Raw genomic sequence first — 11295 nt, 5'->3', positions numbered from 1 at the left:
TCGCCTTGGTAGGCCACTACCCCACCAACAAGCTGATAGGCCGCGAGCCCATCCCCAACCGAAAAAACTTTCCACACACACCCGATGCCGGGGTGTGTCGTATCCGGTATTAGACCCAGTTTCCCGGGCTTATCCCAGAGTCAGGGGCAGGTTGCTCACGTGTTACTCACCCGTTCGCCGCTCGAGTACCCCGAAGGGCCTTTCCGCTCGACTTGCATGTGTTAAGCACGCCGCCAGCGTTCGTCCTGAGCCAGGATCAAACTCTCCAAAAAAGGTTTGATACCAGGCAACATTATCTCCGTCATATTTGACGAGGTGTTGCATGAAAAACTTCATGCACTGGCTTTTGACACACTGTTGAGTTCTCAAGAAACGGACGCGTACTTCCTTGACCGAGACCGTGGGTCTCAGCGCCGGAGGCGCTCGTTTCAGCTCCGCTAGCTTATCAGATCCGGACGATCCTTGTCAAACCGCCCGATCCGGTAGCTTCCGGACGCCCCTTCCGAGGCAACCCTCGTAACTTACCCGAACTTTCGCGCCGTGTCCAATCACGCTCTGACACGGCCGGTTGCCCGGAGATCCGTTGCAAGGGGTTTGGAGGCTGAACCGCCCCGCGTGGAAAACTGTAGCAGCCTCTGGACCGTGGAAGGTCCATTCTCGGTAACGAATGAACCTTCCCCTCGTCCGGCTAGCTCAAACCCAGCGCGGCGAGCTGGGACTCGAGGCGCTCGATGTCGGCGGCGGCCTGGTCGGCCCGCCCCCGCACCTTGGCCACCACGTCGGCCGGCGCCTTGGCCATGAACTGCTCGTTGCCGAGCTTGCCGGCGACCTGGGCGGCCTCCTTGCGCGCCGCGGCCAGGTCCTTCTCCAGCCGCTTGCGCTCGGCGACCACGTCGATCGCGCCCGCCGTGTCGATCTCGACGCCCACCCCGCCCACGGCGAACCTGGCCGTCGGGTTGAAGGTCTCCGACGGCTCGGTGAGCCGCAGCAGCGAACGGGCGGCCGACTCCTGCCCCGCGAGCGGGGTGCCGGCCAGCGCCAGCCGCGCGGCCACCTTCTGGCCGGGCTTGAGGCCCTGGTCGGAGCGGAACCGGCGCACCTCGGTCACCAGCTCCTGCAGCGCGACGATCTCCTCCTCCGCCGCGGGATCGGCGTAGCGCGGATCGGCCTGCGGCCAGGAGGACACCACGACGGACTCCCCGCCGGTGACCGCCCGCCACAGCTCCTCGGTGACGAACGGGACGAGCGGGTGCATGAGCCGCAGCAGCGCGTCGAGCACGTGCCCGAGCACCAGCCGCGTGTGCTCCAGTCCCTCGCCGAGCTGGATTTTGGCCAGCTCCAGGTACCAGTCGCAGACCTCGTCCCAGGCGAAGTGGTAGAGCAGGTCGGACGCCTTGGCGAACTCGAACTCCTCGAACGCCTCGTCGGCCGCCTTGATCACGCTCTGCAGCCGCGACAGGATCCACCGGTCGGCCGCCGTCAGCGTGAGCCCTTCGAGGGGGCCGACGGTGGCGCCGTTCATCAGCGCGAACCGGGTGGCGTTCCAGATCTTGTTGCAGAAGTTGCGCGAGCCCGCCGCCCACTCCTCGCTGACCGCCACGTCCGCGCCAGGGTTGGCCCCCCGTAGCAGCGTGAAGCGGGTGGCGTCGGCGCCGAAGCGCTCCACCCAGTCGAGCGGGTCGACGACGTTGCCGAACGACTTCGACATCTTCTTGCCGTACTGGTCGCGGACCATGCCGTGCAGGGCCACCACGCGGAACGGCGGCTCGCCGTCCATCGCGTACAGGCCGAACATCATCATCCGCGCGACCCAGAAGAACAGGATGTCGTAGCCGGTGACGAGCACCGAGGTCGGATAGAAGCGGGCCAGCTCGGGCGTGGCGTCGGGCCAGCCGAGCGTAGAGAACGGCCAGAGGCCGGAGGAGAACCAGGTGTCGAGCACGTCCGGGTCCTGGACGTAGCCCTCCGGCGGGGTCTCGTCGGGGCCCACGCAGACGACCTCGCCGCCCGGGCCGTACCAGACCGGGATGCGGTGGCCCCACCACAGCTGCCGGGAGATGCACCAGTCGTGCATGTCGTCGACCCAGTCGAAGTAACGCTTGGCCAGCTCCGGCGGGTGGATGCGGGTGCGCCCGTCGCGCACCGCGTCGCCGGCCTCCTTGGCGAGCGGCGCCACGTTGACGAACCACTGCAGCGACAGCCGCGGCTCGACCACGGTCTTGCAGCGCGAGCAGTGGCCGACGGAGTGGACGTACGGGCGCTTCTCGGCGACGATGCGCCCCTCGGCGCGCAGGGCCGCGACGACGGCGGGCCGTGCCTCGAACCGGTCGAGCCCCTCGAACGGGCCGTGCGCGGTGATGACGCCGCGCTCGTCCATGACGGTCAGCGACGGCAGCGAGTGGCGGCGGCCGATCTCGAAGTCGTTGGGGTCGTGCGCGGGCGTCACCTTGACGGCGCCGGTGCCGAAGGCCGGGTCGACGTGCTCGTCGGCGACCACCGGGATCATGCGGCCGGTCAGCGGCACCTCGACCAGGGTGCCGACCAGGTGCGCGTAACGTTCGTCGGACGGGTGGACGGCCACGGCGGTGTCGCCGAGCATGGTCTCGGCCCGGGTGGTGGCGACCACGATCTCGTCGGAGTAGCGGATCGAGACGAGCTCGCCCTCGTCCTCGCTGTGCTCCACCTCGATGTCGGACAGCGCGGTCAGGCAGCGCGGGCACCAGTTGATGATGCGCTCGGCGCGGTAGATCAGCCCGTCGTCGAAGAGCTTCTTGAAGATGGTCTGGACGGCCCGGGACAGGCCCTCGTCCATGGTGAAGCGCTCGCGCGACCAGTCGACGCCGTCGCCGAGCTTGCGCATCTGGCCGAGGATCTGGCCGCCGGACTCCTCCTTCCACTCCCAGACCCGCTGGACGAACGCCTCGCGGCCCAGGTCGTGGCGGGACAGGCCCTCGGCGGCGAGCTTGCGCTCGACGACGTTCTGCGTGGCGATGCCGGCGTGGTCCATGCCGGGCAGCCACAGCGTCTCGTGCCCGCGCATGCGGGCGCGGCGGCTCAGGGCGTCCTGGATGGAGTGGTCGAGCGCGTGACCGATGTGCAGCACGCCGGTGACGTTGGGCGGGGGCAGGACGATGCTGTACGGCTCCCGCGAGCTGCCCGGGTCGGCGTGGAAGTAGCCTTCGGACACCCATCGCTCGTAGCTTCGGGTCTCGACGTCGGCCGGGGTGTACTGGGTAGGCAGCTCTGGCGTTGTCACAGTGACCAATTCTAGGGAGGCGGGAAAGGGAAACGCCCCATGGACCGGGTCCACGGGGCGTTGCCGCTGTCGCGGCGGCTCAGCGGCGGCTCAGGCCGACTTCTCGCGCGGGGTCCGCTGCTGCTTGGCGGCGAGCTGGTCGCGCGGGACGAGCGTCGGGATGGCGTGCTCCAGGACCGATTCGCGGGTGATGACCACGCGGGCCACATCCTGCCGGGACGGTACCTCGTACATGACCGACAGGAGCACCTCCTCCAGGATGGCGCGCAGGCCGCGGGCGCCGGTGCCGCGCAGGATCGCCTGGTCGGCGATGGCCTCGAGCGCGTCGTCGGTGAACTCCAGCTCGACCCCGTCGAGCTCGAAGAGCTTGCGGTATTGCTTGACGAGGGCGTTGCGCGGCTCGGTGAGGATCTGGATGAGCGCCTCACGGTCGAGGTTGTGCACCGAGGTGATGACCGGCAGGCGGCCGACGAACTCGGGGATCATGCCGAACTTCAGCAGGTCCTCGGGCATCACGTCGGCGAAGATGTCGACCGAGTCGATCTCTTCCTTGGAGCGGATGACGGCGTTGAAGCCGATGCCCTTCTTGCCGATGCGCGACTCGATGATCTTCTCGAGGCCGGCGAAGGCGCCACCGCAGATGAACAGCACGTTGGTGGTGTCGATCTGGATGAACTCCTGGTGCGGGTGCTTGCGGCCGCCCTGCGGGGGCACCGAGGCGGTGGTGCCTTCGAGGATCTTCAGCAGGGCCTGCTGCACGCCTTCACCGGAGACGTCGCGGGTGATCGACGGGTTCTCGCTCTTGCGGGCGATCTTGTCGACCTCGTCGATGTAGATGATGCCCGTCTCGGCCTTCTTGACGTCGTAGTCAGCGGCCTGGATGAGCTTGAGCAGGATGTTCTCGACGTCCTCGCCCACGTAACCGGCCTCGGTGAGGGCGGTCGCGTCGGCGATGGCGAAGGGCACGTTGAGCATCTTCGCCAGCGTCTGGGCGAGCAGCGTCTTGCCCGAGCCCGTGGGGCCCAGCAGCAGGATGTTGCTCTTGGACAGCTCCAGGCCGTCGTCTCTGCCCCGGTCGCCGGACTGCACCCGCTTGTAGTGGTTGTAGACCGCCACCGAGAGCGCCTTCTTCGCCTTGTCCTGACCGATGACGTAGGCGTCGAGGAACTCGAAGATCTCCCTCGGCTTGGGCAGGTTGTCCCACTTGAGCTCGGAGGACTCGGAGAGCTCCTCCTCGATGATCTCGTTGCAGAGATCGATGCACTCATCGCAGATGTAGACGCCTGGACCGGCAATGAGCTTTTTGACTTGCTTCTGGCTCTTTCCACAGAACGAGCACTTCAGCAGGTCTCCCCCGTCGCCGATGCGTGCCACCCCAGATACTCCTTTGCGTGGGACCGCCCTGCTCATCGAGCAGTGTCGCCGGACATCCTCCGGACTAGGCCGAACCGCTCAGGTTTCGACGTTACCGTCTTCTGGGCCCTCAGTGAGCCCCCTAGCGGCGAGTCGCACCGGAACGTGCCCTATTGGGCACCGCTCCGGTGCGGGTCGTCTCGTCTAGGAAGCCACAGCCTGAGCTCGCTTCTTCCTGGACGGGATGATGTCGTCGATCAGACCATACGCCTTTGCCTCATCCGCGTTGAGAATTTTGTCGCGTTCGATGTCCTTGCGGACTTCGGCAGAGGTCTTTCCCGAGTGCTTCGCCACGATGTCCTCAAGGAGGGTCCGCATGCGAAGGATCTCGCGGGCCTGGATCTCGATGTCGCTGCCCTGGCCGCCGCCCTCGGTGGACGGCTGGTGGATCAGCACCCGGGCGTTGGGCAGCGCGAAGCGCTTGCCCGGGGTGCCGCCGGCCAGCAGCACGGCCGCCGCGGAGGCGGCCTGGCCGAGGCAGACGGTCTGGATCTCCGGCCGGACGAACTGCATCGTGTCGTAAATCGCCGTCATGGCGGTGAAGGAGCCGCCCGGCGAGTTGATGTAGATGCTGATGTCACGGTCGGGGTCGAGGGACTCCAGCGTCAGCAGCTGCGACATGACGTCGTTGGCCGACGCGTCGTCGATCTGCACGCCGAGGAAGATGATGCGGTCCTCGAACAGCTTGGTGTACGGGTCCATGGTCTTGGTCCCGTAGGACGTGCGCTCGGTGAACTGCGGGAGCACGTAGCGGCTTTCGATGTTCACAGTAGATACCCCTAGGAAACCGGGCCCTGCGAGGGCACCTGCCGAGCACTGCGCACGACATGGTCGATGAAGCCGTAGTCCTTGGCCTCGTCGGCCGTGAACCAGCGGTCGCGGTCGGAGTCGGCCTCGATCTGCTCCAGCGGCTGGCCGGTGTGGAAGGCGATCCGCTCGGCCAGCGTCTTCTTCACGTAGAGCATCTGCTCGGCCTGGATGGCGATGTCGGCCGCGGTGCCGCCGATGCCGCCCGAGGGCTGGTGCATCATGACGCGGGCGTGCGGCAGCGCGTAGCGCTTGCCCGGCGCCCCCGCCGAGAGCAGGAACTGCCCCATCGAGGCCGCCATGCCCATCACCACGGTGGAGACGTCGTTGGGCACGTACTCCATCATGTCGTAAATCGCCATGCCGGCACTCACGGAGCCGCCGGGCGAGTTGATGTAAAGGCTGATGTCGCGATCCGGGTCGTCGGCGGCCAGCAGGAGCAGCTCGGCGCAGATCCGGTTGGCGATCTCGTCGTTGACCTCCTGGCCGAGCACGATGATGCGCTCGCGCAGCAGGCGCTGGTAAAGCTGGTCCTCAAGCCGGAAGGACGTGCCGTTCTCACGGCCTCGCGACTCAGGCTGATAGAAGGTCGGCGGGCTGGTCACAGCGTCACCTTCCGATGCGTCGTAATCGATGGGCTTTGCTTGTGACCCTAACGCGCGCCGCCCCCCGGTCATGCCCGGTCCACGTACTGTTCGCTGACGGCGCAGGTCGGGTCTCCGGCACGCGCGAAGCCCCCAGGCCAGGGGCTTGGGGGCTTCGCGCGCGCTGGGGCGGGGATCAGGCCTCGGCCTTCTCCTCGGACTCGTCCTCTTCCTCGACGACCTCTTCACCGTTGATCTCGGTGTAGATGGCCTTGAGGTCGACCTCGTTGCCCTCGGTGTCGACGACCTTGGCGGCGTCACCGATGACGGACTTGGCCTTGTCACGGACGATCTCGACCATGGCCAGCGTGAGCTGGTCGTTGTCGGCCAGGTGCTGGGCCAGCTGGTTGGGCTGGACGCCCATCTCCATGGCGCGGCGCACCACGAAGTTGGTCAGCTCCTGCTCGGTCACACCGAGCTCCTCGGCCTTGACGATCTTGTCGAGCACGAAGCCGACCTTGATCGCCTTGGCGGAGCTGGTCTCGAACTCGGCGAAGCGCTCCTCCTCCGTCGTCTGGTAGAGACGGAAGAAGGCGTCACGGCTCAGGCCGCTCTCGGCGATCTGGTGGTCGAGGTTGTGCTTGCGGGCGTCGATCTCGGCCTTGAGCGCGCTGTCGGGGATCGGGATGTCGATCTTGTCGAGCAGCGTGTCGAGGGCCTTCTCGCGGGTCTGGACGACCTGCTCGATGAGCTTGTTGCGGCGGGCCTGCTCGCGGATGCTCGCCTTGAGCTCGTCGAGCGTGTCGAACTCGCTGGCCAGCTGGGCGAACTCGTCGTCGAGCTCGGGCAGGACCTTCTCCTTGACCGACTTGACGTTGATGATCACGTCAGCCTCCTCGCCGGCGTTGGCGCCGCCGACGAGCTCGGTCCTGAAGGTCTTCTCCTCGCCCGCGGACATGCCCTCGAGGGCGGCGTCGAGGCCCTGGAGCACCGAGCCGGCGCCGACCTCGTACGAGACCTCGCTGGCCTGCTGCTCCTCGATGTTCTGGCCGTCGATCTCGGCACGCAGGTCCATGACGACGAAGTCGCCGGTGGCAGCGGGCCGCTCGACGCCGGTCAGCGTGGCGAAACGCTGGCGCAGCGAGTCGAGCTGGGCGTCGATGTCGGCGTCGGAGACCTCGGCGGCGTCGACGGTGACCTCGGCGCCCTTGTAGTCGGGGACGTCGAAGTTGGGCCGGATGTCGACCTCGGCGGTGAACTCGATCTGCTCACCGTCCTCGATCTTCGTGACCTCGATGTCGGGCTGGCTGACCGGGAACACGTCTACCTCGTCCACGGCCTGGCCGTAGAGCTTGGGCACCGCGTCGTTGAGGGTCTCCTCCAGCACTACCGCCCGGCCGAAGCGCTGCTCGATGATGCGGGCCGGGACCTTGCCAGGACGGAACCCGGGGACGCGCACCTGCTGCGCGACCTTCTTGTACGCCGCATCCATGCTCGGGCGCAGCTCGTCGAACGGCACCTCGACAGTGAGCTTCACCCGGGTCGGGCTGAGCTCCTCGACAGCGGTCTTCACGGGGTGGTCTCCTTGATCAAGCTTCTGGTGATCGCGGGCGCGTCCATTCGGTACGGCTCGCGCGCCGCGCCCACGTATTGGCGCTGGGCATGCTCCGCCACGGCGGATCCAAACGCCGTCCGTCAGTCTAGGGCAGAGCAGGTAGCTCTCAGAACTCTTCGGCGATGACGCGCAGCAGCTCGATGGTCTCGTCAGGGGTCGTGCTGACGGCGCACAACCTCTCCATGACCTCGGTGTAGCGGTCCACGTCCTCGCGCTTGTCCAGGTAGAGGGCGCTGGCGAGCTGCTCGACGTAGATCACGTCGGGCAGGTCGCTGTCGGGGAAGCGCAGGATGCTGAACGCGCCGCCCTCCGCGCTGTGGCCGCCGAAGCTGAACGGCATGATCTGGATGGTGATGTTCGGCTGACGCATGAGGTCGATGAGGTGCTGCAGCTGCGCCTTCATGACCTCGGCGCCGCCGATGGGCCGGCGCAGCGCCGCCTCGTCGATCACCGCCCAGAAGACCGGGCCGTCGGGCCTGTCGATCACGCGCTGGCGTTCGAGCCGCAGGTCGACCCGCCGCGCGATCTCCTCCGCGCCGACCCCGGCGGATCCCGCCGTGACGACCGCGCGCGCGTACTCCTTGGTCTGCAGCAGTCCCGGCACGAACTGGACCTCGTACGTCCTGATCCGGGCGGCGGCCTCCTCGAGGCCGACGTACGCCTGGAACCAGGTGGGGAGGATGTCGTTGAAGCGGTGCCACCAGCCGGGTTCGTTGGCGGTCGCGACCAGGTCCAGCACGGCGGCGCGGGCCCCGTCGTCGACCACTCCGTACAGGGTGAGCAGGTCGGCCACGTCACGCTCCTTGAACCCGACCCGGCCCAGCTCCATACGGCTGATCTTGGACTCGGACCCCCGGATGAGGTGGCCCGCTTCCTCGCGCGTGACGCCCCTGCTTTCCCTGAGCCTGCGCAGCTGGGAACCCAGAAGGATGCGCAGCGCCGTAGGCCCGGAACCCGGCTGGTTCTGCGTCACTTTGCCTCCTATCAAGGTCCGCACACACAGTGACATCTGTTTGCCGGGTATGACAAGGTCTCAACCTGGTGTCCGATTCGGATACGTATGCGGAAATCGCTCATGCTGCTGCACATTGCACATGCACGTGCATTTGGGTCTTGCAGCGACACGGGATCGTGACCCATGATGGCCTAGTGCATATTGGGCCAAACATGCACTAAACCAAAGGCGACTGGGAGGTATCGGCGGGATGGTGGAGGATCCTCTGGCCACTGCCGACTGCCTGCAGATCACCCGTGAGGTGGGCTTCGACCAGCTCCTCACCTCGGGCAAGCCGTACACCACCGCGTGCCCGCTGCCCTTCCAGGCCGACTCGGTCAAGACCGCCAGGGACGTCACCCGCACCACGCTGAGCGGCTGGGGCCTGTCCGAGCTGAGCGACGACGCGGCGCTCGTGGTCTCCGAGCTGGTGACGAACGCGGTCCGTTACGCCATGTACGCCCGGGGCGGGCGCGAGATCACGCTGCTGCTCATGCGCGTGGCGCCGCACGTCCTGCTGGCCGTGGCCGACCCGAGCGACGACGTGCCCACGCCCAAGGAGCCCGACTTCATCTCCGAGAACGGGCGCGGCCTCTACATCGTCGAGACGTACAGCCAGTGCTGGGGCTGGGACCCGCTGGCGCGTGGCGGCAAGGCCGTGTGGGCCCTGTTCCGCACCGACGAGTCCTGACCCGCCGCCCTCAGCGCGTCCGCCGCTGGTAGGCCAGCGTGACGGCGGCCAGCAGCGGCGCCCACGCGACCAGCGGCAGATAGACGAACCCCACCAGCAGGTGCCCGGTGGCCGTCATGTCGCCGTGCGGCACCGCCCACCAGAACAGGAACGGCGTCCACAGCACCGCCAGCACCACGACGCCCGCCCACGCCGCCGCGAGCACCGCGCGGCGCGGGATCACCATGCCTCCCGCGTACGGGACCCAGCGCGGCACCACCTCGCCCCACGGCCGCACCAGGCCGAGCGTCAGCAGCCCCGCCCCCTCGGTCAGCACGCTCAGCGCCACCAGGTACGCCGGCCCCGCCGCCCCCGTCCCCAGCAACGCGCGCAGGCCCTCCTCCGTGTAGCCGAGCGGGAAGCCGAGCACCAGGCCGATCCGCCACAGCCCGGACGGGAGCGCCACGAGGGCGGCGGCGTGCGCGGCCACCACCGGCCAGCGAGGGACGACGACGAGGTTCGTACGCATGGGTCCATCGTCGTGATCACGCGCTCGCGCCGCCTCCCGCCCGCGGGCCACCGCGCTCCCCCGCCCGGGGGACGCCCGTGCCAGGATGGGCGGCATGTCCGACAGCACGGTTCACGGCACAGTTCACGGCATGGTCAAGGTCTGGCACGCGGAGGAAGGGTGGGGCGTCCTCTCCTCGCCCTCCCTTCCGGACGGGCACGACGCCTGGGCGCACTTCAGCAACATCATCGCCGAGGGGTACCGGAGCCTGCGGGCGGGCGAACGCGTCACGTTCGAGATCGTCCGGCGCGAGCAGGACGGTTTCCAGTACGTCGCCGAGAACGTACGGAGCCTCTGACCGGCCCGAGGTGCTCGGCTTTGACGACGGCATCGGTGGGGCTGCGTACTGGGTGCTCCCAGCCGGCCGCAGCGACGGCGTCGCCTCGTCAAGCAGAACCTCACGCGGGCGGGCCGCCGCTACCGGGGCCGTGCTTCGTACGGAGAGGCGCTGCAACATTTTCCACCAGCTCTCCCAGGCTCACCGAGCGTGGACGAGGACGCTCCGCGTCAGCTTTTCCATAGGCCAAGCAGGTGTGCTCTCGCGCCAGCCACTGCTCATTCATGGGCGCGCCCATGATGGCCTCCGCCGTCATCAGCGACGCAGTGCCGTAATTGGTCTGCCACCCCTTCAACCCGGCAGGGGTGGCGCTCATCCAGCGCTCCACCGTCTCCTGGTCGGGCGTGGCGTCGTACTCCCACCCCGTGCCCTCGAAGCTCACTACGACGCGCCCCTTCTCCCTGTACGTGACGAAGGGCGGGCCGAAGTCACTCCAGCCGACGTCCAGGCACCGACCTGCGGATGAGAGGCGAATCCGCTCGTCGGTTCCCACGCATGGCAGCCCTGGTTCCATGAGAACGACCCCATGGCCGAGCGCACCTGCGAAGAGGACCGGAACCCCATCCTCGATGCCGAAATGGGCAGCCTCATCGGCCTCGCCGAATGTGGCCGTCACCGGCAGGTTCCAGCCATCGCTGTAGAGAGCGAGGACATCGTCCAGGGTGGCATCCGTGCACCAGGTGATCCAGGTGGTATCCCCTAATGCCTTGGCTACCCGCTCGTAGTCAGTCACGGCGTGATCATGCCGTTCACCATGAACGACAGCAAGACCTGGAAGCCTCACGGAGGGCACTCAATGCAGGCATCGGCCCGCACCGGATCGGACGAGCCCTTCGAGGTGGCCAGACCGCCCGGATATGAACTGCGACCTCTAGGAGCTGTTTCTTCGATCAGGTTCCAAGCCAGATGACCAGGGCGGCCAGGGTGACGGTGCCGAGGAAGATGTAGGCGCGTTCGTCGTAGCGGGTGGCCACGGCCCGGAAGTTCTTCAGCCGGTTGATCGCCCGTTCGACGACGTTGCGCGCTTTGTAGCGTTCGGCGTCGAAACCGG

At 67.4% G+C, this 11295-nt stretch carries 11 protein-coding genes and 1 rRNA gene; 2 read left to right on the top strand and 10 right to left on the bottom strand.

Translation table 11 applies throughout. The annotated features are described in order from the left end of the window. The 7 genes from AB0J53_RS45040 to AB0J53_RS45010 all read right to left on the bottom strand — a co-directional run. A 16S ribosomal RNA gene (locus tag AB0J53_RS45040) occupies positions 1 to 272 on the bottom strand; the annotation flags it as partial. 416 nt (positions 273 to 688) lie between these two features. After that, positions 689 to 3256, bottom strand: coding sequence for a valine--tRNA ligase (locus AB0J53_RS45035; protein ID WP_364184513.1), 2568 nt, complete (start codon positions 3254 to 3256; stop codon positions 689 to 691). Between the two features lie 90 nt (positions 3257 to 3346). Continuing rightward, positions 3347 to 4630 (bottom strand): ATP-dependent Clp protease ATP-binding subunit ClpX, encoded by a 1284-nt coding sequence (clpX, locus tag AB0J53_RS45030; protein ID WP_049576077.1) that lies wholly within the window; start codon positions 4628 to 4630, stop codon positions 3347 to 3349. A gap of 183 nt (positions 4631 to 4813) precedes the next feature. Continuing rightward, complete coding sequence (locus tag AB0J53_RS45025) at positions 4814 to 5437, bottom strand: ATP-dependent Clp protease proteolytic subunit (RefSeq protein ID WP_219516066.1); 624 nt, start codon at positions 5435 to 5437, stop codon at positions 4814 to 4816. 11 nt (positions 5438 to 5448) lie between these two features. After that, entirely contained in the window at positions 5449 to 6081 is a 633-nt protein-coding gene (locus AB0J53_RS45020) for an ATP-dependent Clp protease proteolytic subunit (RefSeq protein WP_219516065.1), read from the bottom strand. Between the two features lie 175 nt (positions 6082 to 6256). After that, the gene (gene tig / locus AB0J53_RS45015; protein ID WP_364184508.1) at positions 6257 to 7633 is read right to left on the bottom strand and encodes a trigger factor; all 1377 of its coding nucleotides are present in this window, start codon (positions 7631 to 7633) and stop codon (positions 6257 to 6259) included. 148 nt (positions 7634 to 7781) lie between these two features. Continuing rightward, a complete protein-coding gene (locus tag AB0J53_RS45010) occupies positions 7782 to 8648 on the bottom strand; it encodes a helix-turn-helix transcriptional regulator (protein WP_219516053.1) in 867 nt (288 codons plus the stop codon). A gap of 232 nt (positions 8649 to 8880) precedes the next feature. Here AB0J53_RS45010 and AB0J53_RS45005 point away from each other — a divergent pair, with 232 nt between their 5' ends. Continuing rightward, positions 8881 to 9360, top strand: a complete 480-nt coding sequence (locus tag AB0J53_RS45005) for an ATP-binding protein (protein WP_219516045.1) — start codon at positions 8881 to 8883, stop codon at positions 9358 to 9360. Between the two features lie 10 nt (positions 9361 to 9370). Here AB0J53_RS45005 and AB0J53_RS45000 read toward each other — a convergent pair whose 3' ends face one another. Next, positions 9371 to 9868 (bottom strand): hypothetical protein, encoded by a 498-nt coding sequence (locus AB0J53_RS45000; protein ID WP_364184504.1) that lies wholly within the window; start codon positions 9866 to 9868, stop codon positions 9371 to 9373. 94 nt (positions 9869 to 9962) lie between these two features. On the opposite strand from AB0J53_RS45000, the gene AB0J53_RS44995 reads away from it, so the two are divergent. Further along, complete coding sequence (locus AB0J53_RS44995) at positions 9963 to 10205, top strand: cold shock domain-containing protein (protein ID WP_364184501.1); 243 nt, start codon at positions 9963 to 9965, stop codon at positions 10203 to 10205. A 100-nt stretch (positions 10206 to 10305) separates the two neighbouring features. Here the strand turns inward: AB0J53_RS44995 and AB0J53_RS44990 are convergent, their stop codons facing one another. After that, entirely contained in the window at positions 10306 to 10977 is a 672-nt protein-coding gene (locus AB0J53_RS44990; RefSeq protein WP_364184498.1) for a hypothetical protein, read from the bottom strand. A gap of 157 nt (positions 10978 to 11134) precedes the next feature. Continuing rightward, on the bottom strand, positions 11135 to 11295 hold a 161-nt coding region (locus tag AB0J53_RS44985), incomplete at its 5' end, for a transposase (RefSeq protein WP_364184516.1).

The organism is Nonomuraea sp. NPDC049725 (genome assembly GCF_040674795.1).
GTDB lineage: Bacteria > Actinomycetota > Actinomycetes > Streptosporangiales > Streptosporangiaceae > Nonomuraea > Nonomuraea ceibae.
This window is presented reverse-complemented; position numbering and strand designations above follow the sequence as displayed.